The 22,904-nt window shown below is 74.1% G+C and carries 19 protein-coding genes; 14 read left to right on the forward strand and 5 right to left on the reverse strand.

Translation table 11 applies throughout. The annotated features are described in order from the left end of the window. Window positions 1-8 precede the first annotated feature (8 nt). Together ACZ6S8_RS01945 and ACZ6S8_RS01950 are read left to right on the forward strand one after the other, a co-directional pair. A complete protein-coding gene (locus ACZ6S8_RS01945) occupies window positions 9-866 on the forward strand; it encodes a thioesterase family protein (RefSeq protein WP_469451531.1) in 858 nt (285 codons plus the stop codon). Window positions 867-1,050: 184 nt separating this feature from the next. Beyond that, on the forward strand, window positions 1,051-2,214 hold the full coding sequence (locus tag ACZ6S8_RS01950) for a cysteine desulfurase family protein (protein WP_469451533.1): 1,164 nt from the start codon (window positions 1,051-1,053) through the stop codon (window positions 2,212-2,214). On the opposite strand, the gene ACZ6S8_RS01955 is transcribed toward ACZ6S8_RS01950, so the two are convergent. Beyond that, window positions 2,207-2,878, reverse strand: coding sequence for an N-acetylmuramoyl-L-alanine amidase (locus tag ACZ6S8_RS01955; protein WP_469451535.1), 672 nt, complete (start codon window positions 2,876-2,878; stop codon window positions 2,207-2,209). The two genes, ACZ6S8_RS01950 and ACZ6S8_RS01955, sit on opposite strands and share 8 nt — an antisense overlap. A gap of 69 nt (window positions 2,879-2,947) precedes the next feature. On the opposite strand from ACZ6S8_RS01955, the gene mnmA reads away from it, so the two are divergent. After that, window positions 2,948-4,081, forward strand: coding sequence for a tRNA 2-thiouridine(34) synthase MnmA (gene mnmA, locus ACZ6S8_RS01960; protein WP_469451537.1), 1,134 nt, complete (start codon window positions 2,948-2,950; stop codon window positions 4,079-4,081). An 11-nt stretch (window positions 4,082-4,092) separates the two neighbouring features. Here mnmA and ACZ6S8_RS01965 read toward each other — a convergent pair whose 3' ends face one another. Continuing rightward, window positions 4,093-5,016, reverse strand: coding sequence for an NADP-dependent oxidoreductase (locus ACZ6S8_RS01965; RefSeq protein ID WP_469451539.1), 924 nt, complete (start codon window positions 5,014-5,016; stop codon window positions 4,093-4,095). A gap of 132 nt (window positions 5,017-5,148) precedes the next feature. Between ACZ6S8_RS01965 and ACZ6S8_RS01970 the strand changes: the two genes are divergently transcribed. From ACZ6S8_RS01970 to gatB, 10 genes are all read left to right on the forward strand, one after another. Further along, entirely contained in the window at window positions 5,149-6,135 is a 987-nt protein-coding gene (locus ACZ6S8_RS01970; RefSeq protein ID WP_469451541.1) for a GlxA family transcriptional regulator, read from the forward strand. 92 nt (window positions 6,136-6,227) lie between these two features. Then, window positions 6,228-6,572, forward strand: a complete 345-nt coding sequence (locus ACZ6S8_RS01975) for a DUF1330 domain-containing protein (protein WP_469451543.1) — start codon at window positions 6,228-6,230, stop codon at window positions 6,570-6,572. A gap of 100 nt (window positions 6,573-6,672) precedes the next feature. After that, complete coding sequence (locus ACZ6S8_RS01980; RefSeq protein ID WP_469451545.1) at window positions 6,673-7,362, forward strand: SDR family oxidoreductase; 690 nt, start codon at window positions 6,673-6,675, stop codon at window positions 7,360-7,362. Further along, window positions 7,359-8,342, forward strand: a complete 984-nt coding sequence (locus tag ACZ6S8_RS01985) for a methionine synthase (protein ID WP_469451546.1) — start codon at window positions 7,359-7,361, stop codon at window positions 8,340-8,342. Before ACZ6S8_RS01980 ends, ACZ6S8_RS01985 begins: the two co-directional genes overlap by 4 nt. Before the next feature lie 31 nt (window positions 8,343-8,373). Further along, the gene (ligA, locus tag ACZ6S8_RS01990) at window positions 8,374-10,578 is read left to right on the forward strand and encodes an NAD-dependent DNA ligase LigA (protein ID WP_469451547.1); all 2,205 of its coding nucleotides are present in this window, start codon (window positions 8,374-8,376) and stop codon (window positions 10,576-10,578) included. A gap of 386 nt (window positions 10,579-10,964) precedes the next feature. Beyond that, complete coding sequence (locus ACZ6S8_RS01995; protein WP_469451549.1) at window positions 10,965-13,163, forward strand: putative bifunctional diguanylate cyclase/phosphodiesterase; 2,199 nt, start codon at window positions 10,965-10,967, stop codon at window positions 13,161-13,163. Window positions 13,164-13,397: 234 nt separating this feature from the next. Beyond that, window positions 13,398-13,694: an Asp-tRNA(Asn)/Glu-tRNA(Gln) amidotransferase subunit GatC gene (gene gatC, locus ACZ6S8_RS02000; protein ID WP_010984178.1), complete on the forward strand. Its 297-nt coding sequence runs from the start codon at window positions 13,398-13,400 to the stop codon at window positions 13,692-13,694. A 5-nt stretch (window positions 13,695-13,699) separates the two neighbouring features. After that, entirely contained in the window at window positions 13,700-15,193 is a 1,494-nt protein-coding gene (gatA, locus tag ACZ6S8_RS02005; protein ID WP_469451551.1) for an Asp-tRNA(Asn)/Glu-tRNA(Gln) amidotransferase subunit GatA, read from the forward strand. Beyond that, window positions 15,190-15,435, forward strand: a complete 246-nt coding sequence (locus tag ACZ6S8_RS02010; protein WP_469451553.1) for a hypothetical protein — start codon at window positions 15,190-15,192, stop codon at window positions 15,433-15,435. Before gatA ends, ACZ6S8_RS02010 begins: the two co-directional genes overlap by 4 nt. Window positions 15,436-15,451: 16 nt before the next feature. Further along, window positions 15,452-16,963, forward strand: coding sequence for an Asp-tRNA(Asn)/Glu-tRNA(Gln) amidotransferase subunit GatB (gene gatB, locus ACZ6S8_RS02015; protein ID WP_469451555.1), 1,512 nt, complete (start codon window positions 15,452-15,454; stop codon window positions 16,961-16,963). A gap of 330 nt (window positions 16,964-17,293) precedes the next feature. On the opposite strand, the gene ACZ6S8_RS02020 is transcribed toward gatB, so the two are convergent. Both ACZ6S8_RS02020 and ACZ6S8_RS02025 read right to left on the reverse strand, forming a co-directional pair. Then, window positions 17,294-19,186: a protein kinase domain-containing protein gene (locus ACZ6S8_RS02020; RefSeq protein ID WP_469451557.1), complete on the reverse strand. Its 1,893-nt coding sequence runs from the start codon at window positions 19,184-19,186 to the stop codon at window positions 17,294-17,296. 112 nt (window positions 19,187-19,298) lie between these two features. Continuing rightward, complete coding sequence (locus ACZ6S8_RS02025) at window positions 19,299-21,437, reverse strand: penicillin acylase family protein (protein ID WP_469451559.1); 2,139 nt, start codon at window positions 21,435-21,437, stop codon at window positions 19,299-19,301. A gap of 75 nt (window positions 21,438-21,512) precedes the next feature. Here ACZ6S8_RS02025 and ACZ6S8_RS02030 point away from each other — a divergent pair, with 75 nt between their 5' ends. Next, window positions 21,513-22,262: a siderophore-interacting protein gene (locus tag ACZ6S8_RS02030; RefSeq protein WP_469451561.1), complete on the forward strand. Its 750-nt coding sequence runs from the start codon at window positions 21,513-21,515 to the stop codon at window positions 22,260-22,262. A gap of 109 nt (window positions 22,263-22,371) precedes the next feature. On the opposite strand, the gene ACZ6S8_RS02035 is transcribed toward ACZ6S8_RS02030, so the two are convergent. Further along, on the reverse strand, window positions 22,372-22,872 hold the full coding sequence (locus ACZ6S8_RS02035) for a DinB family protein (RefSeq protein WP_469451562.1): 501 nt from the start codon (window positions 22,870-22,872) through the stop codon (window positions 22,372-22,374). Between the last annotated feature and the right edge of the window lie 32 nt (window positions 22,873-22,904).

Genomic DNA, 22,904 nt, shown 5'->3' on the forward strand with positions numbered 1-22,904 from the left:
TCGTTTCCATGTCACACGCAGCTGCCCAGGCATCCATCGGCGACAGCGAGTTCGACCGCGACACCACCATCAGCGCCCGCGCGGGCGAGGCCGGGGTGTACGACGCGGAACTCTCCGCCGGCTGGACGATCATCACCGCCGTCAACGGCGGCTACCTGCTGGCCCTCGTCGGCCGGGCCCTGTCGGCGGCCCTGCCGCACCCGGACCCCTTCACGGTCTCGGCCCACTACCTGACCTCCTCCGTGCCCGGACCCGCCGTGATCCGCACCCAGGTCGTCCGGATCGGCCGCACCCTGTCCACGGGCCAGGCCTCGCTGTTCCAGTACGACGAGAACGGCGCCGAGGTCGAGCGCATCCGCGTCCTCGCCTCCTACGGCGACCTCTCCGCGCTCCCGGACGACGTGCGGACCACGGCGCGCCCGCCCGCCATGCCCGCGTACGAGGACTGCCTCGGCGCCGAGGCCGGCCCGGCGCCCATCCCCGGCAGTTCCGCGATCGTCGACCGGCTCCGGCTGCGGCTGGACCCGGCGACCGCCGGATGGGCCGTCGGCGCGCCCTCCGGCAAGGGCGAGATGCGGGCCTGGTTCGAGCTCGCCGACGGCCGCGACGCCGATCCGCTGTCGATGCTGCTCGCGGTGGACGCCCTCCCGCCCACCTCCTTCGACCTCGGCCTGATCGGCTGGACCCCGACCGTGGAACTCACCACCCACGTGCGCCGGCGCCCGGCTCCGGGTCCGCTGCGGGTCGCGATCACCACGCGCAACCTGGCCGGCGGCTTCCTGGAGGAGGACGCGGAGGTCTGGGACTCGGCGGACCACCTCGTGGCCCAGTCCCGCCAGCTGGCCCGCGCACCGCGCCAGGCCTGATCCGGTCCGCCCCAGCCCCGTTCCGGGCCCGCCCGGGGTCCCTGACCTCGGCCGGGCCCGTCGGCGCGTCCCGGCGCCGCGGCCGGCCGGACCCCCGCCCCGCCGTGCGACCGGGGCGGGGGTCCGGTCCGCGGGAGTCCCGCTGGAGTCCGGGGCACCGGGCGCCTCGTAGAATCGGGGGATCATGGCCTACCTCGACCACGCCGCCACCACCCCGATGCTGCCGGAGGCCGCCGCGGCGATGGCCGCGCAGTTCGCCGCCACGGGGAACGCCTCCTCCCTCCACGCCGCCGGCCGCCGGGCCCGCCGTACCGTCGAGGAGGCCCGCGAGGCCTTCGCCGAAGCGATCGGCGCCCGCCCGAGCGAGGTGGTCTTCACCGCGGGCGGGACCGAGGCGGACAACCTCGCCGTCAAGGGCCTCTACTGGGCCCGCCGCGACGCCGACCCCGCCCGGACCCGCGTCCTGGCCAGCCCCGTCGAGCACCACGCGGTCCTCGACGCCGTGCACTGGCTCGCCGAGCACGAGGGCGCACGGGTCGAGTACCTGCCCGTGGACCACCACGGGCGCGTCCACCCCGAGGCCTTCCGGGAGGCCGTCGAGCGCGACCCCGACGACGTGGCCCTGGCCACCGTGATGTGGGCCAACAACGAGATCGGCACCGTCATGCCGGTCCGCGAACTGGCCGACGTCGCCGCCGCGCACGGCATCCCGCTCCACTCCGACGCCGTCCAGGCCTTCGGCCAGCTCGACGTCCGCTTCGCCGACAGCGGCCTGGCCGCCCTGACCGTCAGCGGGCACAAGATCGGCGGCCCCTACGGGATCGGCGCCCTGCTGCTCGGCCGCGACCAGACCCCGGTCCCCGTCCTGCACGGCGGCGGCCAGGAACGGCACGTCCGCTCCGGCACCCTCGACGTCCCCGCCATCGCGGCCTTCGCCGTCGCCGCCGTCCTCGCCGCCGAACGGCGCGAGCGGTTCGCCGCCGAGGTCGGGGCCCTGCGCGACGAGCTCGTCGCCGCCGTCCTGGCGGCCGTCCCCGACGCCGTCCTCGGCGGCGACCCCGACGGCCGCCTCCCGGCGAACGCCCACTTCAGCTTCCCCGGCTGCGAGGGGGACTCCCTGCTGCTCCTGCTCGACGCCCAGGGCATCGAGTGCTCCACCGGCTCGGCCTGCACCGCCGGGGTCGCCCAGCCCAGCCACGTCCTGCTGGCCACCGGCACCGACCCGCAGCTGGCCCGCGGCACCCTGCGCTTCTCCCTGGGGCACACCTCCACCCGGGAGGACGTCGCCGCCGTCGCCGCGGCCATCGGCCCGGCGGTCGACCGGGCCCGCACGGCGGGCCTCAGCTAGCGGCGCGCAGGGCCTCGCCGACCAGGCGGACGTACCGGTCCCAGTCCCAGTGGGAGCCCGGGTCCGTGTGGTCGGCGCCCGGCACCTCGGAGTGGCCGACGATGTGGGTGCGGTCCGCCGGTATGCCGTAGCGCCGGCAGATGCCGGCCGCCAGCACGGCCGACGCCGCGTACATCGCGTCGGTGAAGTCCTGCGGGCGGTCCACGAAGCCCACGTGCTCGATGCCGACGCTCCGCTCGTTCATCGACCGGTTGCCCGCGTGGAAGGCGACGTCCAGCTCCCGCACCATCTGCTCGACATGGCCGTCCTGGCGCACTATGTAGTGCGCCGACGCCCTGTGCCACGGGTTCTTGAACGCGTCCACCGAGGACGCGAAGCCGCCCTGTGTGACGTGCACGACGATCCGGTCCACGCGGTAGTCGTCCGGCCGGTCCGCGAGCCGCCAGTTCGCCGGGGAGGCCGCCGTCCAGCCCGCGCCCGCGTGGTCGATCTCGCCGTCCTTGCGCGGCTTGGACACCCCCGGCATCAGCCACCAGGCGCGGCCCAGCTCGTCCCGGCCGACGACCGCCGCCGCGGCGACGACCCCGAGCCCGCCGAGCAGCACCGCCCTGCGGGTCCGCCGCGGTCCCCCCGCGGTCTTCCCGTCCTTCCCGCCCTCACCCATGTGATCCACCCCCCTGACCCCGACAACGCGCCGTGACCCCTTGCGGTTCCCCGTACCCTGGACGGTGCTATGACTGAGAACCTGCCGCGCACCGCCCGCCCCCTCCGCGTCCTGGCCGCCATGTCCGGCGGCGTGGACTCCGCCGTCGCCGCCGCCCGCGCGGTCGAAGCCGGGCACGACGTGACCGGCGTCCACCTCGCGCTCTCCGCGAACCCGCAGTCCTTCCGCACCGGAGCCCGCGGCTGCTGCACCATCGAGGACTCCCGCGACGCCCGCCGCGCCGCCGACGTCATCGGCATCCCGTTCTACGTCTGGGACCTCGCCGAACGCTTCCGCGAGGACGTCGTCGAGGACTTCATCTCCGAGTACGAGGCCGGGCGCACCCCCAACCCCTGCCTGCGCTGCAACGAGAAGATCAAGTTCGCCGCGCTGCTGGACAAGGCCCTCGCCCTCGGCTTCGACGCCGTCTGCACCGGCCACTACGCCACCGTCGTGCTGAACGAGGACGGCTCCCGCGAACTGCACCGCGCCTCCGACATGGCCAAGGACCAGTCGTACGTCCTCGGCGTGCTCGACGAGAAGCAGCTCGCCCACGCCCTCTTCCCGCTCGGTGACACCCTCACCACCAAGGAGGAGATCCGGGCCGAGGCCGAGGAGCGCGGCCTGGCCGTCGCGAAGAAGCCCGACAGCCACGACATCTGCTTCATCGCCGACGGCGACACCCAGGGCTTCCTCGCGGGCCGCCTCGGCAAGGCCGAGGGCGACATCGTCGACGAGACCGGTGAGAAGGTCGGCACCCACGAGGGCGCCTTCGGCTTCACCATCGGCCAGCGCAAGGGCCTGCGCATCGGGCACCCGGCCGCCGACGGCAAGCCGCGCTACGTCCTCGACATCTCCCCGGTGAACAACACCGTCACCGTCGGCCCCGTCGAGGCCCTGGACGTCACCGCCCTCACCGCGATCCGCCCGCGCTGGTGCGGCGCTGCGGCCGCCGCCCCCGGTACGTACACCGCGCAGCTGCGCGCCCACGGCGGCGAGACCGAGGTCTTCGCCGAGCTGGTGGACGGCGAGCTGCGCGTCTCCTTCACGGAGCCGGTCCGCGGCGTGGCCCCCGGCCAGGCGATCGTGCTCTACGACGGCACCCGCGTGGTCGGCTCGGCCACCATCGCGACGACCACGCGGGCCGCGGCCGCGTCCGTGTAGTTTCCGCCGGGTCAGACCACCGTCAGGACGATCTTGCCGGTGGTCCGGCCGCGCTCGCCGAGCTCGTGGGCCTGCGCGGCCTGCTCCAGCGGCAGGACCGCCTCGATCAGCGGCTTCAGCAGTCCCCGGTCCGCCAGGGCGGCGATCTCCTGGAGGCCCTTCAGGTCCGGCTCCACCAGGAGCCAGACGGCGTGCACGTCGTCCGCGCCGTCCGGGACGCCGTCCGGGCCCGGCAGGGTCACCAGGTGGCCACCGGCCTTGAGCACCTTCAGCGAGCGCCGCCCGTGGTCCCCGCCGACCGCGTCGATCACCACGTCCACGTCGGAGACGGCGTTCTCGAAGTCCGTGGTGCGGTAGTCGATCACCTCGTCCGCGCCCAGCTCGCGCAGCAGGTCGTGCTTGGCGGCGCTCGCGGTGCCGATCACGTACGCGCCCCGGGCCTTGGCGATCTGCACGGCCAGGTGGCCGACCCCGCCCGCCGCCGCGTGGACCAGTACGCGCTGTCCGGCGGTGACCCCGGCGGTGTCCACCAGGGCCTGCCAGGCGGTCAGCGCGGCCAGCGGCAGCGCCGCCGCCTGGACGTGGTCCAGCGCGGCCGGCTTGCGGGCGAAGTGCCGCGCGGGGGCGGTCACGTACTCGGCGTACGCGCCGGCCTGCTGCGGGAAGCGGGGCATGCCGTACACCTCGTCGCCCGCCCGGTACAGGGTCACGCCCGGGCCGACCGCCTCCACGGTGCCCGACACGTCCCAGCCGACCGCCGGCACGGGCCCCCAGGGGATCAGCCCGCCGCTCTCGCGGGTCTTCCAGTCGACCGGGTTGACCCCGGCGGCGTGGACCCGGACGAGGACCTCGCCCATGCCCGGCTCCGGACGCTCGGCCTGCGTCTCGACGAGGACCTCGGGTCCGCCCCACTTGCTGACGACGACGGCGCGCATGAATGTCTCCTCGGTGGTTTTCGTGGTGTTCGTGGTGTTCCGTACCGGTTTCCCCGGCCGATGACCTCAGCTTCGCGTGCCCGCGCCCCGCACGGTGCTGACCGTACGGCCACCATGTGACAGGATCTGGCCATGCACCGTATCGCCGTACTGGCCCTCGAAGGAGTCCCCCCGTTCGAGCTCGGGATGCCCTCCCGGGTCTTCGGCAACGCACAGGACGACGCCGGCGGGCCGCTCTACGAGGTCACCGTCTGCACCGCGGACGGCCTCCCCGTCGCCAGCGACGCGGGCTTCACGGTCGGGGTCTCGGCCGGACCGGAGGCGCTCGCCGCCGCCGACACCGTGATCATCCCGCCCACGCACGCCATGGACGACCTCGCCCACGGAGCCCCCCTGTCGCCCGCCCTGACCGCGGCCCTCGCCGCGATCCGCCCCGGCACCCGGCTGGTGTCCATCTGCACCGGCTCGTACGTCCTCGCCGCGGCCGGGCTGCTCGACGGCCGGCCCGCCACCACCCACTGGCTGCACGCCCCCGAGTTCCAGCGGGCCTTCCCGCGGGTCCGGCTCGACGAGGACGTCCTGTTCGTCGACGACGGCGACGTCCTCACCTCCGCCGGAGTGGCCGCGGGCGTCGACCTCTGCCTCTACCTCGTCCGCCAGGACCACGGCACCGCCGTCGCCAACCGCGCCGCCCGGCTGTGCGTCGTACCGCCGTGGCGCGACGGCGGGCAGGCCCAGTACATCGACCGGCCCGTCCCCGAGCCCACCGTCGCCACCACCACCGCGACCCGCGCGTGGGCCCTGGAACGGCTCGCCGAACCCGTCACGCTGGCGGAGCTCGCCGCCCACGCCCGGATGAGCCTGCGCACCTTCACCCGCCGGTTCCGCGACGAGGTCGGCATGACCCCCGTGCAATGGCTCACGCTCCAGCGCCTCGACATCGCCCGCCACCTGCTGGAGTCCAGCGACCTGCCCGTGGACCTCGTCGCGCACCGCGCGGGCTTCGGCTCCGCCAACTCCCTGCGCCAGCACATGCGCGCGGCCCTCGGCACCTCCCCGATCGCCTACCGCCGCACCTTCCAGCCGCACGACCCGGCCACCGCCGCCGCACCGGCATGACCCCGGAGGTCATGGACCCGCGGCCGGCCGGTCGGCAGGATCGGAACACCGGCCCGGAGCGCCGGACCGACCGACCGGCAGGGGAGAGCGCCATGACCGCGTACGCCATCGCCCACATCCGCCCGACGACGATGCACGAAGACGTCCTGCGCTACATCGAGGGCATCCAGGCCACCCTGGACCCCTACGGCGGCCGCTTCCTCGTCCACGGACGCGAGGTCGAGGTACTGGAAGGCCCCTTCCCCGGCACGGTCGTCATGATCGGCTTCCCCGGCCTGGACCGGGCCCGCGCCTGGTACGCCTCCGACGCCTATCAGGCGATCCTCCCGCTGCGCACCGACCACATCCCGGGCGAGGTCGTCCTCGTCGAGGGCGTCGCCCCGGACTACGACGCCGCGAAGACGGCCACCGCACTCCGTGCTTCCGCGGGCCTCTGACACGGCCGGGCGGGCCGCCGCCGCGCGGGCGCGCGTCACGGAGGCCCCGGGCCGGTCCACCTGAACGGCGGGCCCCGAGCGGGGTGCGAGCATGGGGGCCATGGCTACTCACCTGATCACCGGTGCCGGGTCCGGCATCGGCGCCGCCGTCGCGGCCCGCCTGCACGCCCGCGGCGACGACCTCGTCCTCCTCGCCCGGGACGCCGGCCGGGCCCGTCAGCTCACCGACCGTCACCCCGGGTCCACGGCCCTCGTCGGGGACCTCGCCGACCCCGACCGGCTCTCCTGGGCGTTCTCCAAGCAGGCGATCCCGGAACGGATCGACTCGCTGCTGCACATCGCCGGCATCGTCGACCTCGGCCCCGTCGGCGACCTGCGCCCCAAGACCTGGCACCAGCAGCTCAACGTGAACCTCATCGCCCCCGCCGAGGTCACCCGGCTGCTGCTGCCCACCCTGCGCGCCTCGCGCGCGGACGTCGTCTTCGTGAACTCCGGCGCCGGTCTGCGCGCCCACGCCGACTGGAGCGCGTACGCCGCCTCCAAGCACGGGCTGAAGGCCCTCGCCGACTCCCTGCGCGACGAGGAGAAGCCGAACGGCATCCGCGTCACCTCCGTCTACCCCGGCCGCACCGCCAGCCCCATGCAGGCCAAGGTGCACTCCCAGGAGGGCAAGGACTACGACCCCGCCGCGTGGATCGACCCCGAGTCCGTGGCCACGACCATCGTCATGGCCATCGACCTGCCCCGCGACGCCGAGGTCAACGACCTGACCGTCAGGCCCGGCCGATGAGCGCGGGCGCCACCGGCGTCGGCTCGCTGCCCGGCGGCGACGCCCGCGAGGCCGCCAGGACCGTCACCGGCTCCTTCGAGGACTTCCCGTACCTCGCCGAGCTGCCCGCCCGCGGCCCCGGCGCCGACATGATCGGCCGCTCCCTCGGACTGCTCGTCGACATGTACGCGCACGTCGAGCCGAGCGGCTGGCGGATCAGCGACCGGCCCGGCCGCGACAGCAGGCGCGCCCGGTCCTGGCTCGGCGAGGACCTGGACGCCCTGGAGGAGTTCACCCAGGGCTACGAGGGCCGGCTCAAGGTCCAGGCCGTCGGCCCGTGGACGCTCGCCTCGGCCCTGGAACTGCACGGCGGCGAAGCCGTCCTCCAGGACCCCGGTGCCTGTCGCGACCTGGCCGGATCGCTGGCCGAGGGCCTGCGCGACCACCTGGCCGACGTGCGCAGGCGGATCCCCGGAGCCCGGATCGTCCTCCAGCTCGACGAGCCCTCCCTGACCGCCGTGCTGCTCGGGCGGGTCCGCTCCGCGAGCGGTTACCGGACCTACCGCGCCGTCGACCGGCAGGTCGTCGAGGGGGCGCTGCGCGACCTCGTCGCCGTCCACGACGGCGAGGTCGTCGTGCACTCCTGCGCTCCCGAGGTCCCCTTCGCCCTGCTGCGCCGGGCGGGCGCCACGGGCGTGTCGTTCGATTTCTCCTTGCTCACCGAGCGCGAGGACGACGCCATCGGGGAGGCCGTCGAGGACGGGACGAAACTCTTCGCCGGAGTGGTGCCGGGCACCGACGGCCCGTTGTCGGACCCGGGCGGTAGCGTCATGGGTGTCAGGAAGCTCTGGCGCAGGCTGGGACTGGCCCCGGGGACTCTGGCCGAGTCCGTCGTGGTCACCCCGACGTGCGGTCTGGCGGGCGCGTCGCCCGCCTACGCCCGCGCGGCGCAGGCACATTGCGCCAGAGCGGCGAGGTCGCTCGCCGACAACCCTGAGTGACGGTCGGGACGGGCCCACGGGAGGACACGGCATGGCAGCCGAACAGCAGGACACGGCAGCACCGGCGGCGGCGGTGCGCGAGCAGCACGCGCTGCTGGCCGAGCAGATCGAGGAGCACCGCTTCCGGTACTACGTGAACGACCAGCCGGTCGTCAGCGACGCCGAGTTCGACACGCTGCTGCGCTCGCTGGAGGCGCTGGAGGAGGAGTACCCGGAGCTGCGCACGCCCGACTCGCCCACCCAGAAGGTGGCCGGGGCGTACGAGACGGACTTCGCCTCCGTCGTGCACCGCGAGCGCATGCTCTCCCTCGACAACGCCTTCGACGACGAGGAACTGGCCGCCTGGGCCGAGCGGGTGGCCCGCGACGTGAACACCGCGGACTACCACTACCTGTGCGAGCTCAAGGTGGACGGCCTCGCCGTCAACCTCACCTACGAGAACGGCCGGCTGACCCGCGCGGCCACCCGCGGCGACGGCCGCACCGGCGAGGACATCACCCCCAACGTCCGCACCATCGCCGACATCCCGGACCGTCTCCGGGGCGACCGGATCCCGGCGCTCGTCGAGATCCGCGGCGAGGTCTTCTTCCCGATGGAGAAGTTCGAGGAGCTCAACGCCCGGCTGGTCGAGACCGAGGGCAAGCCCTTCGCCAACCCGCGCAACGCGGCCGCCGGTTCGCTGCGCCAGAAGGACCCGAAGGTCACCGCGAGCCGCCCGCTGCACATGGTGGTGCACGGCATCGGCGCGCGCGAGGGCTTCGACATCACCTGCCAGTCGCAGGCGTACGCGCTGCTGCACGAGTGGGGCCTGCCGACCGCCCGGCACAACAAGGTGGTCTCCTCCCTCGCCGAAGTCCGCGAGTTCATCGCCCACTTCGGCGAGAACCGGCACTCGGTGGAGCACGAGATCGACGGCGTCGTCGTCAAGCTCGACGAGATCTCCCTCCAGGGCCGGCTCGGCTCCACGGCCCGCGCACCGCGCTGGGCGATCGCCTGGAAGTACGCCCCCGAAGAGGTCAACAGCAAGCTCATCGACATCAAGGTCGGCGTCGGCCGCACCGGCCGGGTGACGCCGTACGCGCAGGTGGAGCCGGTGACGGTGGCCGGTTCCGAGGTCGAGTTCGCCACCCTGCACAACCAGCAGGTCGTCAAGGCCAAGGGCGTCCTCATCGGGGACACCGTGGTGCTGCGGAAGGCCGGCGACGTCATCCCCGAGATCCTCGGACCGGTGGTGGACCTGCGCGACGGCAGCGAGCGCGAGTTCGTGATGCCGGCCGAGTGCCCCGAGTGCGGGACGGAGCTGCGGCCGATGAAGGAGGGGGACATCGACGTCCGGTGCCCCAACGCGCAGACCTGCCCCGCCCAGCTGCGCCAGCGGCTGTACTACCTCGCCGGCCGGCAGAGCCTGGACATCGAGAACTTCGGCATGGTGGCGGCCGCCGCGCTGACGGGTCCGCTGGAACCGGCCGAGCCCCCGCTGCTGGACGAGGGCGACCTCTTCGGCCTGACCATCGAGCAGCTGCTGCCCATCAAGGCGTACGTCCTGGACCAGGACAGCGGCCTGCCCAAGCGGGACCCGAAAACGGGCGAGGAGAAGATCGTCACGGTCTTCGCCAACCAGAAGGGCGAGCCGAAGAAGAACGCCCTGGCCATGCTGGAGCACATCGCGGCGGCCAAGGACCGGCCGCTGGCACGCTTCATCAACGGCCTGTCGATCCGGCACGTCGGCCCGGTGGCGGCGGAGGCCCTCGCCCGCGAGTTCCGTTCGATCGACCGCATCGAACAGGCCACCGAGGAGGAGCTGACCGCCACCGACGGCGTCGGCGCGATCATCGCCGCCTCCCTCAAGGAGTGGTTCGCCGTCGACTGGCACCAGGAGATCCTGCGCAAGTGGCGGGAGGCCGGTGTCCGCATGGAGGAGGAGGGCTCCGCCGAGGAGCAGGGCCCGCGCCCCCTCGAAGGGCTCACCGTCGTGGTCACGGGCACCCTGCAGCGCCACACCCGCGACGGTGCGAAGGACGCGCTGCAGAGCCGGGGAGCCAAGGTGACCGGATCGGTGTCGAAGAAGACCTCGTTCGTCGTCGTCGGCGACAACCCGGGCTCCAAGTACGACAAGGCCGTGCAGCTGAAGCTCGCCATCCTCGACGACGCCGGTTTCGACGTCCTGCTGGAGCAGGGCCCGGACGCGGCCCGCGAAGCCGCGCTCCCTCTGGACGGGGACGGCGAAGCGGAGTAATACCGCACAAGGGAACCCTTCCGGGCGGCCGGACCCGGGATTCGGATGCATGGCGTGCGGCCGTACGGGCGGGCGCACGCCAGGCGCGGCGGGCGGTGGCAATCGGCCGGTACCGGGCTTCGCAGGGCGGTGACCTGTCGGATCATCGGAGGGACGACCGGGAGGCCTGGTCCCAACTCACCCGTTCGGCGGATACCGTACTGATGACGATGGCTGGGTCGCATTCGGGCAACCGCCGCCGACCGCTGCCCCTGGGAGCCTCCCGCGTCCTACTGTTGAGGGGTGCGCCTGTCGTGCACGGCTGCGGGACGCGATGTCCGGCCGTGACGGCATGACATCGGCGCCACCGCGTGACATCGGCATCGCCGGCTGTGAGAGGGACGGGCATGAAACCCACCGAAAGCGCCGACCCGTCACCCGAATTCGGCGGGGAACGCCCTTCCCCGCGGGCGGGCCGGTTCGGTGTGCCGGGGACCAGGGCGCCGGAGACCCGACCGCCGGACACCCGGCCGCCGGACAACGGCGCGTGCGCGGGCGGACAGGGCCGCGGCATCCTGCCCTTCGTCGTCGTCGGCCTGTCCTTCGTCGTCCTCGCCGCCGGCATCGTCTCGGCGCTGACCAGCCGTCAGGCCCTTTTCCCCGGCGGCACGGTCGGCTGGACGCTGGCCCTGCTGACGGGGATCATCGTCGGCCACCTCGTCGCCCTCGGCCGCGACCGGTGGTGGGGCGGCACCGGTTCGGGCGCCGCCCTCACCCTCGGCGTCCTCCTCCTGTACGGCTGGGTGCCCGCCGGACTCGTCTCCCTCGCGGTGGTCTCCCTCGTCGGAGCCGCCCGCCGGCACCGCTGGCGCCAGGGCCTGCTGCACGGCGCCGTGGACATCCTCGGCATCGGCGCGGGCGCCCTCGTCCTCGGCGTGTTCGGCGAGCAGCCGTCCGTCGAGACCCCGTGGCAGCCCGGCACCTGGGACCTGGAAGCCGTGCCCGAGGTCGTCCTCGTCGCCGTCTCCTACCTCCTCGTCACCCGCCTCCTCCTGTGGCTCGCCCTGTCCCCGCGCGGCGGCGGCCTGCCCACCGTCGCCCGCACCGCCCTGCTGCGGCAGGCGTTAGTGGCGGTCGCGCTGCTCGGCATCGCCCCCCTGATCTGCGTCGTCGCCGTCACCCAGCCCGTCCTGCTGCCCCTGTTCGCCGTACCGCTGATCGCCCTCGACTCCACCCTGTGGATCGCCCGGGCCCGTGCCGAGGAGCAGCTGCGGGACCCGCTCACCGGGCTGCCGAACCGGCAGTGGCTGCTGGAGCGGGCCTGGACCGCCCTCGACGAGGCCGAACGCCACGGCACCCGGGCAGCGCTCGTACTGATCGACCTGGACCGCTTCCGCGCGGTCAACGACACCCTCGGCCACCTCGCCGGCGACCGGCTGCTCCTGCAGATCGCCGACCGGCTGCGGCAGGCCCTGCCCGAGGACGCCGAGGCGGCCCGGCTCGGCGGCGACGAGTTCGCCGTCCTGCTGCCCGTGGCCGACTCCACCACCAGCGCCCAGCGGATCGCCCGTCACCTGGTGGCCGAGCTCAGCTCCCCGCTCGATCTGGACGGCCTCACCCTCGTCCTGGAGGCCAGCGCCGGCCTCGCCGTCTTCCCCGACCACGCGCTGGACGCGGAGGGGCTGCTGCGGCGGGCGGACGTCGCGATGTACCAGGCCAAGCGCGACCGGACCGGCGTCGAGGTGTACGAGTCCAAGCGGGACAGCAACACCCCCGACCGGCTCGGCCTCCTCGGGGACCTGCGCAGGGCCCTGGACGCCGGGGAGGTGGAACTCCACTACCAGCCGAAGGTCCGCTTCGACGGCCAGGTCGCGGGGCTGGAGGCGCTGGTGCGCTGGGTCCACCCCGAACGCGGCCGGGTGTCCCCGGACGAGTTCATCGCGATCGCCGAGACCTCCGGCCTGATGCCGCACCTGACCGAGTACGTCCTGGAGACCGCGCTGGCCCAGGTGGCCCGCTGGCGGGCCCAGGGCCTCAAGGTCCCGGTCGCCGTCAACGTGTCCCCGCGGGACGTCCACACCCCGGGATTCGCCGGCGCGGTCGCCGCCCGGCTGGCCCGGCACGGGGTCCCCGCCAGCGGCCTCCAGCTGGAGATAACGGAACACGTCCTGCTGGAGGACCCCCAGCGGGCGGCCGACACCATGGCGGGGCTGACCGGCCACGGCGTGAAGATGTCGCTGGACGACTTCGGCACCGGGTACTCGTCGCTGGTCCACCTGCGGCGGCTGCCGGTCAGCGAGCTGAAGATCGACCGGTCGTTCGTGGGCCGGCTGGCGGTCGACGCGCAGGACGCCGAGATCGTGCGGTGCACGGTGGACCTGGCGCACTCGCTCGGCCTGCTGGTGGTGGCGGAGGGCGTCGAGGACGACGAGACCTGGGAGCGCCTGCGGGACCTGGGCTGCGACGCGGTGCAGGGCTGGCTGGTCGCGGCCGCGATGCCGCCGCAGGAGGCCACGGCCTGGCTGCTGGCCCGCGGAGAACGCGGCTGGCGCCGCCCGGCGGACATCTCGGCCGAACTGGCGGCCGCGGAGGCCGACGCGGGCTGACCCCGCGAGCGCGCGCGGGCGCGCCGCCGCTGCGGGGACCGGACGGCCCGCAGGGCTGTTCCCCTCCCGCCGGCGGGTGCGGCGCGGGTCCGGGCCGCGCCCGGAACGCCCCGCGCGGCGGACCCGCACGGGCTTCCCGCTCCGGCCCGCCGGAAACCGGTTTCACGCCTCAGGGGCCCGGCCCCATAGGATTGGGCCCGAAACCACACGCTCACCACCCCAGAGGATCGCTGCATGCCTGGCATCACGCGCGAGGAGGTCGCCCACCTCGCTCGGCTGGCACGTCTGGAGCTCAAGGCCGAAGAGCTGGACCACTTCGCCGGACAGCTCGACGACATCATCGGCGCGGTCGCCCGCGTTTCCGAGGTCGCCGACCAAGACGTTCCGCCGACCTCCCACCCGCTGCCGCTGACGAACGTCATGCGCGCGGACGAGGTCCGTCCTTCGCTCACCCCCGAGCAGGCGCTCTCCGGTGCTCCCGCCCAGGAGCAGCAGCGTTTCAAGGTGCCGCAGATCCTGGGGGAGGACTAACCACCATGACCGACATCATCCGGCTCACCGCCGCCCAGACCGCCGAGAAGATCGCCTCCGGCGAGCTCACGGCCGTCGAGGTCACCGAGGCCCACCTGGCCCGCATCGACGCGACCGACGAGAAGGTCCACGCCTTCCTGCACGTCGACCGCGAGGGCGCGCTCGCCCAGGCGCGCGCCGTCGACGCCAAGCGCGCCGCCGGCGAGAAGCTCGGCCCGCTGGCCGGCGTCCCGCTCGCCCTCAAGGACATCTTCACCACCGTCGGGGTCCCGACCACCGTCGGCTCGAAGATCCTCGAAGGGTGGATCCCGCCGTACGACGCCACCCTGACGCGCAAGCTGAAGGAGGCCGACGTCGTCATCCTCGGCAAGACCAACATGGACGAGTTCGCCATGGGGTCCTCCACCGAGAACAGCGCCTACGGCCCCACCGGCAACCCCTGGGACCTCACCCGGATCCCCGGCGGCTCCGGCGGCGGCTCCGCGGCCGCGCTGGCCGCCTTCCAGGCCCCGCTGGCCATCGGCACGGACACCGGCGGCTCCATCCGCCAGCCCGCCGCCGTCACCGGCACCGTCGGCGTGAAGCCCACGTACGGCGGTGTCTCCCGCTACGGCATGGTGGCCTTCTCCTCCTCCCTCGACCAGGGCGGCCCCTGCGCCCGTACGGTCCTGGACGCGGCCCTCCTCCACGAGGTCATCGCCGGCCACGACCCGATGGACTCCACCTCCATCGACGCCCCGGTCCCGCCGGTCGTCGAGGCGGCCCGCAACGGCTCCGTCGCCGGCATGCGCGTCGGCGTGGTCAAGCAGTTCGCCGGCGAGGGCTACCAGGCCGGCGTCGTCCAGCGCTTCAACGAGTCGGTGGAGCTCCTGCGCGAGCTCGGCGCCGAGATCGTCGAGCTGGACTGCCCGTCCTTCGACCTCGCGATGGCCGCGTACTACCTGATCGCGCCGTCCGAGTGCTCCTCCAACCTGGCCCGCTTCGACGCCATGCGCTACGGCCTGCGCGTCGGCGACGACGGCACCAAGTCCGCCGAGGACGTCACCGCCCTGACCCGCGAAGCCGGCTTCGGCGACGAGGTCAAGCGCCGCATCATCCTCGGTACGTACGCGCTCAGCTCCGGCTACTACGACGCGTACTACGGCTCCGCCCAGAAGGTCCGCACGCTCATCACCAAGGACTTCGAGAAGTCCTTCGAGCAGGTCGACGTCATCGTCTCCCCGACGACCCCGACCACCGCCTTCCCGATCGGCGAGCGCTCCGACGACCCCCTCGCCATGTACCTCGCGGACCTGTGCACCATCCCGACCAACCTGGCCGGCAACTCCGCCATGTCGCTCCCCTGCGGCCTGGCCCCGGAGGACGGTCTCCCGGTCGGGCTGCAAATCATCGCCCCGGCGATGAAGGACGACCGGCTCTACAAGGTCGGTGCGGCCGTCGAGGCCGCCTTCATCGCCCGCTGGGGTCACCCGCTGCTTGAGGAGGCACCGTCGCTGTGAGCACCAGTGCACTGTCCAAGGCCAAGGGCTTCAAGAAGTCCAAGACCGGCACCTACCTGTCGATCGGCACCACCGCCTTCGGCGCGCTCAGCGTGCTGAAGCAGGTGAAGAAGGCCCGCTCCGAGCACGACGTGCTCAAGCTCGTCGACGCCGCCGTGTCCGCCGCCGCCATCGTCACCGGCCTCGCGATCCTGTACCGCGAGCTGAAGCGACTGGGCGACGAAGACGTCCTGCTGGGCTGAGAGGGAAAGTTTCACCGTGACCACCTTCACCGAACTGCTGTCGTACGAGGACGCTCTCGCCTCGTTCGACCCCGTCATGGGCCTGGAGGTCCATGTCGAGCTCGGCACCAGGACCAAGATGTTCTGCGGCTGCTCGACCGAGCTGGGCGCCGAGCCCAACTCGCAGACCTGCCCGGTCTGTCTGGGCCTGCCCGGCGCCCTCCCGGTCGTCAACGAGATCGGCATCGAGTCCGCCATCAAGATCGGTCTCGCGCTGAACTGCGAGATCGCCGAGTGGTGCCGCTTCGCCCGGAAGAACTACTTCTACCCGGACATGCCGAAGAACTTCCAGACCTCCCAGTACGACGAGCCGATCGCCTTCAACGGCTTCCTCGACGTGCAGCTGGAGGACGGCGAGATCTTCCGCGTGGAGATCGAGCGCGCCCACATGGAGGAGGACACCGGCAAGTCGCTGCACGTCGGCGGCGCCACCGGACGCATCCACGGCGCGTCCCACTCGCTGCTGGACTACAACCGTGCCGGCATCCCCCTGATCGAGATCGTCACCAAGCCGATCGAGGGCGCCGGCGAGCGGGCCCCCGAGGTCGCCAAGGCGTACGTCGCCGAGCTGCGCGAGGTCATCAAGGCGCTCGGCGTCTCCGAGGCCCGCATGGACAAGGGCCAGATGCGCTGCGACGTGAACCTGTCGCTGCGCCCGACCCCCGAGTCCGAGTTCGGCACCCGCAGCGAGACGAAGAACGTCAACTCGCTGCGCTCCGTCGAGCGCGCGGCCCGCTACGAGATCCAGCGCCACGCGGCGGTGCTGACCTCGGGCGGCTCGATCGTGCAGGAGACCCGGCACTTCCACGAGGAGGACGGCTCGACGACGGCCGGCCGCATCAAGGACAACGCCGAGGACTACCGGTACTTCCCGGAGCCCGACCTGGTCCCCGTGGCCCCGGCCCGCACCTGGGTCGAGGAGCTGCGCGGCGGCCTGCCCGAGATGCCGCGCACGCGCCGCAACCGGCTCCGCGAGGAGTGGGGCGTCACCGAGCACGACATGCAGTCGATCCTCAACGCGGGCGCGGTGGACTCCATCGTCGCCACGACCGAGGCGGGTGCCGACTCGGCCGCCGCGCGCAAGTGGTGGATGGGCGAGCTGGCCCGCAACGCCAACGAGCAGGGCGTCGTCGTCGACGAGCTGCCGATCACCCCGGCGCAGGTCGCCCGGGTCGCGGCGCTGGTCGCGGCCGGCGAGCTGAACGACAAGCTGGCCCGCCAGGTCCTCGAAGGCGTCCTCGCCGGCGAGGGCACCCCGGACGAGGTCGTCGAGAAGCGCGGCCTGAAGGTCGTCTCGGACGAGGGCGCGCTCGGCGCGGCCGTGGACGAGGCCATCGCGGGCAACGCGGCCATCGCGGACAAGATCCGCGGCGGCAAGGTCGCCGCCGTCGGCGCCCTGGTCGGAGCGGTCATGAAGACCACCCGCGGCCAGGCCGACGCGGCGCGCGTCAAGGAGCTCATCCTGGAGCGCCTCGGCGTCTCCGAGTAGGCGCGTCCCGGCCCGTCCGCCCCTCGGGGCGGTCGCGGGCCGGGCCCGGGGGGGGGGCCCCCCCCCCCCCGGCGGGGGGGGGGGGGCCCCCGCGGGGGGGGGGGCGCCCCCCCCCCCCCGGGCGGGCCCCCCCCCCCCCGGGCGGGCCCCCGGGCCCCGGGGGGGGCCGGGGGGGGGGGCCCGCCCCCCGGGGGGGGGGGGGGGGGGGGCCCGGGGGGCCCCCCCCCCCCCCCGCGGGGGGGGGGGCCCCGCCCGCGTCGGTACGGGCTCCGCCGCCATCCCCGGCGGGCGGACCGTCCCCGCGGGCGGACCGCCCCTGCCGGGGATCGCTCAGCGGGTCAGCTGGGGAGCGGCGATCACGACGATGCCGTTGTCGCAGCCCTTCTCGACCTTGATGCGCAGCCGCAGGGCGCCGCTCACGTCCACCGACTTCGTGACCGGCTTGCCGAGTTCCACGAGCTCGGAGAAGGCGGCGGGCTTTCCGTCGAGGGAGATGCTGACCCTGCCCTTCTCGTTCGTCGAGCCGTCGTCGATGCCGGCCGTGAACTCCAGGTGCTTCCACTCCCGGTTGAGGTCGAACTCCGCCGTCGCGTCGTAGTTGCAGCTGCGGTCCGCGACGAACGCGGCGCCGTACTGCTTCGTGTCGATCTTGGCGGAACCCACCGTGAAACGGTCGAGTTCGGAGACCGGACTCATGACCGTCAGGTCCGCGGCCTTGATGTCCGGCGCGATGCCCGAGGGCGGCTGTGAACCCGAGGCGCTGGGCTGGACGGCCGGATCCGCCGAGGCGCTCGCGGAGGCACCGGGCGTCGGCTCCGAGGGCGTCGCGGACGCGGTCGTGCTCGCCACGGGCGCAGCGGGCTTGTCGCCCCCGGCCTGGTTCGCCCCCTTCTCCTTGTCGTTCAGCCACTGCGCTCCGGCGACACCGCCGGCCGTGAGCAGCAGGACCGCCGCCACCGCGCCGAGGACCAGTGCCGTACGCCGCTTCTTCTTCGGCGGCCGGGCCTGCGGCTGCGCGTGCGGCTGCGCGTGCGGCTGCGCGTGGGGCTGTGCGGGCGCGGGCGGCTGTGCCAGGGCGGCGGTCGGCGACTGCGGGCCCGGCGCGAAGGGGGCCCCGTACCCCTCGGGCACCGTGGCCCGCACCGGACCGGGTGCGGGCGGGGTCTCCGGCGCGGGCGTCGGCACCGGCTCCGCGGTGACCGGCTGCGCGGTGACCGGCTGCGCGGCCGCCGCCGGTGGGGGGCCCGCGGGCTGCGGCGGGACCGGCGGCGGCGGTGGAACGGCCGGCATCGGGGGCGCGGCGGGCGCGGCCGGGCGCGACGTCGCGGTGGTCGTGGACACCACCGCGCGCCGGACGTCCTTCATCCAGCCGGCCAGGCTCACCGGCCGCTTGCCGGGGTCCGCCGCGTAGATCGCGGTGATCCGGGCCCGCTGCTCCGCGTCCAGCACCGCGATCTGCGGCAGCGCCGTCAGCGCGTCCGCCAGCTGCCCCGGCGTGGCCGGCGGCGACTGCCCGCTCAGCAGGAAGTACGCGATGGCCCCGAACGCGTACCGGTCCGCCCCCGGGGTCCGCTTGCCGTCGAAGACCTCGGGAGCCGCGTAGCCCGGGGTGAACCAGACCTCCGCCGTCTCGTGGTCGGCCGTCAGCTTGCTCAGCCCGAAGTCCACCAGCGTGGCCTGCCCGTGGGCGTCGACCATCACGTTGCCGGGGGACAGGTCACCGTGGATGACCTGGCGACCGGACGGAGTGGCCTTCCCCGAGTGCAGCCAGTCCAGTACGTCCGCCAGCTGCTCCAGCGTGCGCATCACCTCGCGCCGCTCGGCGGCGCTCGCGAGCGTCCGCTCGGCCCGCCAGTCCCGCAGGTCCAGGCCGTCGACGTGGTTCATGACGAGGACGAGCGCCCGCCCCGTGAGGGTCGAGGACTCCCCGGGCCGGTGGATCGGCGGGCCCTCGAAGTGCTCCCGCACGCCGACCACGCCCGGCCGGTGCACGAAGCGCAGCAGCTCCGCCTGCTCGTTCCACTTCTGGCTGATGCGGTCGAAGATCTCGGGCGTGATGGTCGTCTTGGAGTCCAGCACCTTGACGACCACGGGCTCCGAGCCGCCCGCGAGCTCGATCTCGGCGAGGTAGAGCACGGCCTCCCCGCCGCGCCCGATGGACCGGAGCAGACGGTACCGATCCGCCGCTGAATCCGGTCCGATGTGCAGGTTCTGACTGGTCAATTGCCCCCACCCCAAAGTGCTTTGAGAAGGCATCAGCTTCCAGGGGCGAGGCGCACGGGGTCAATGGGAATCGGGGTCCCGTTCGGGTGACGGCCAGGCCGTGCCTTTCGGATCAGGGGGACTGGCGGTGGAGGCGGGCCCAGTCGGTGACGACGGGGACCAGTGCGCAGTCGGCCCACCACGGGAGCTGGTCGCGGTGGTGCGGGGCGCCGGTGACGCCGTCGGCGCCCAGCGGGACCGCCCACAGGCTGTCCTCGCGCCGGGCGAGGTCCCACACGTAGCGGGCCGCCGGGGCCCGGGAGGCGAGGTCGGTGAGGCCGGGGACGGAGGAGGTGGCGTTCACGCAGTCGTGGTCGCCGCCCAGACCGGGCCAGAGCGGATCCCCCTCGCCGGGCAGCGCCGACCAGGGGGCGAGGCGGTGGACCTCCGCCCAGGCGGTGTCGGGGGCGTCCGCCGCCGCCGTCTCCTCCAGGGCGGCGCGGACGTGGGCCGCACGGTCCAGGTCCGGCACGAGGGAGGTGGTGAGCAGCCCTTCGAGCGCGTAGCCGACGCGGGGGACCAGGTGCAGCCACGGGTGGAAGGCCTCCGGGCCGGCCGGCGCGCCCGCCAGGTCCGCGAAGACGGGGTCGGCGGCGAACCGCCGTACGGTCGCGGCCCGGAAGGCGGAGAAGACGGTGGCGTCGGTGCTCCCGGCCTCCATGTGCCGGTCCCAGGCGAGCAGCCGGGCGCGCAGGGCGGCGGCCCGCGGGGACAGCCCGGCGCACTCCGGCAGCAGGGCGAGCAGCGGCTCCGCGGAGGCCAGGCGGGTGTCCCGGTGTACGTCGGCCATGGCCTTGGCGGACCAGTCCGCGGAGCCGCTGAGCAGCTCGCGGATGCGGTTGGCCCGGTGCGGGGGCGCGAACTCCACGCCCAGCCGCGAGGCGATCCCGCGCGCGTTCGCCATCACGGCGAACCCCTGCACCGGCTCGGCGGGGGTCGTGGCCCAGCCCCGCCAGTCGTACCGGGGGTCCCAGGCGGGCACCGGACGCAGCCGGTTGGTGCGGTGGCGCAGCGGGACGGCGCCCGCGACCCGGTGCAGCAGGCCGCCCTCGGAGTCGGCGGCGTGGACCACGTTGACGGGCTCGGCCCAGCCGTCGAGGGCCGCGTCGATGTCGGCCACGGTACGGGCGCGCAGGAGCGCGGGGAGGGCCGCGAAGCCGAGGTCGCGGCGGACGCGGGGAGGGTGGCGCAGGGACAGCGTCTGGGAGCCGGCGCTGTCGCCGGTGCCGACGACGTCGTCCGGGCCGCGGACGATGACGGGGCCGCGGGCGGTCTCCAGGACCTCCACCTCGACGTCGGCGCCGCCGGCGACGGAGAGGGTCTCCACGTGCCGCTCGACCGGCTCCCAGACGCCGTCGGGGCCCAGCGCCCGCACGACGGAGCCGTCGGGGGTGCGGTGCAACTGCTCGACGTACAGGTCCTGGTAGTCGGCCATGGCGTTGGTGATCGCCCACGCGGCGGTGCCGGTGTGCCCGAAGTGGCCGATGCCGGGGACGCCGGGGACGGCCAGGCCGAGCACGTCGTACTCCGGGCAGGAGAGACGTATCTGCTGGTAGACGCCCGGGTCCTCGACGAACCGGTGGGGGTCTCCCGCGATGATCGCCGCGCCGGTGGTGGTGCGGTCGCCGGGGACCAGCCAGCCGTTGCTGCCGGCCGTGCCGGGACCGTCGGCGGCGAAGAGGGTGAGCGCCTCGTCGCCGAGGGCGCGGGCCACGCGCTCGCGCCACAGCTTGGTGGCGAAGCCGGCGAACAGGACGTGGGTCGCGGTCCAGACGGCGAGGGGGACCCACGGCTCCCAGGGGACCGGGGTGTGGCCGGTGCGCGCGAAGCGCTCGTCGCGCGCGGAGCCCGCGGCCAGCCCGTCGTTGACGCCGTCGACGTACGCGCGGACCCAGGCGGCCGTGTCCGGGTCGAGGGAGTCGTGACAGCGGCGGGCGGTGTCGGCGAGCCGGCTCTGGCGGGCGAAGCGGTCCCAGGCGACGGCCCCGGCACCGAGGAAGGCGGCGCTGGAACCGGCGGCGCGGTGGCGCTCCACCTCCAGCTGCCAGGCGCGGTCGACGGCGGTCACGCGGCCCTGGGCGTAGGCGAGTCGGAGCCCGTCGGCCGCGCGGAGGTGGGGGATGCCCCAGTCGTCGCGGAAAACCTCGTACGCTGCCCCGTGCCGTGCGGGGGCCTCCGTGCCCCCGCCGTCGCTGCTCACACTGCTGCTCACGCTGCTCACACTCTTCCCCGAGGCGCGTTAGGTTAGGCTAGCCTAACTATAGGGGCGGTTCGGGAGGGGTCGGACATGGCGGTAGGCAAGGGCTGGGAGGGCGTGGTCCTCAAGCTGCTGCGGGGCAGGGACTTCACGTTCACGGTCACCGGGACGCAGGACGTCACGGCGGACTACCGCCGGATCGGCTTCACGGACGGCGGACTGCTGGCGGCCGCGGGCGAGTCCCTGCACCCCACGATGTGGGTCCGCGTGTGGTTCGAACGGGCGGGCCGGCCCCACCAGCGGGCCTACACCCTCGTGGACCCGGACCCGCAAGCGGGCACGTTCTCCCTGGAGTTCGCCCTGCACGGCGGGGCCGCGAGCGACTGGGCGCGCGCCGCCGCGCCCGGCGACACCATCGACGCGACCGTCCAGGGCACGGGCTTCACCGCCCCCGCCCCGGCTCCGGACCGGCTGCTGGTCATCGGCGACCCGGCCTCGCTCCCGGCGATCAACTCCCTGCTGGACTCCTTCCCGCAGAGCGCCGCGACGATCTGGTTCGAGACGCAGCACGCCTCCGACGCGGACCTGCCGGTACGGCTCGACGCGGCCCGGCACGAGATCCGCCGGGTGCCGCGGGGCGGCACGGCGCTGGTCGACCGGGTCCGGGCCGAACTGCCGGAGCTGGTAGGGGACCCGTCGGAGGCGTACGTCTGGCTGGCCTGCGACACGGCGACGACGCGGACGCTGACCTCGTACCTGCGCAAGGAACTCGGCCTGCCCAAGCAGCGGGTCAACGGCCTCGGCTACTGGCGGGCGGGCACGGCGGCCGGGGCGGCGTGACCCCGGCCGCGCCACCCGGCGCGGTGCCCGGTGCGAGGTGCGCGGTGACCGGTGTCCGGTGCGCCCCGGCGGTCCGGCCGCAGGCACCGGGCGCCGGGCACCGGGCGCCTCACGCTCCGGTCGTGCCGTCGACGGCCTCGCGCAGGAAGTCGGCATGGCCGTTGTGGCGGGCGTACTCGTGGATCAGGTGGAGCATGAGCAGGCGCAGCGACGCCTCCTTCTCCCAGCCCGGCACGTGCACGGTCACGTCGAGGGACCCGGCGGCCGCCTCGATCCGGCGGGAGTGCGCCACCTCGGCCTCCCAGGCGGCGAACGCCTCGCCGCGGGTCGAGCCCGACGCGTCGTACGCGGCCTGGAAGTCGTGGTCGTCCGACCACAGGTGCGGGAGGTCGCGGCCGTCCAGGACGTGCCGGAACCAGTGCCGTTCGACCTCGGCCATGTGCCGGACCAGGCCCAGCAGCGACAGGGTGGACGCGGGCGAGGCGGCCCGGCGCAGCTGTGCGTCGTCGAGGCCCTCGCACTTCATGGCCAGGGTGGCCCGGTGGTAGTCCAGGTAGGCCCGGAGGGTCTCGCGTTCGTTTCCGGTCAGGGGCGGGCTGATGCGTTCCATGCTGCCGATCATGCCCGCGGCCCGCGGGGCCC

It is taken from the genome of Streptomyces sp. NPDC048461 (assembly GCF_055587105.1).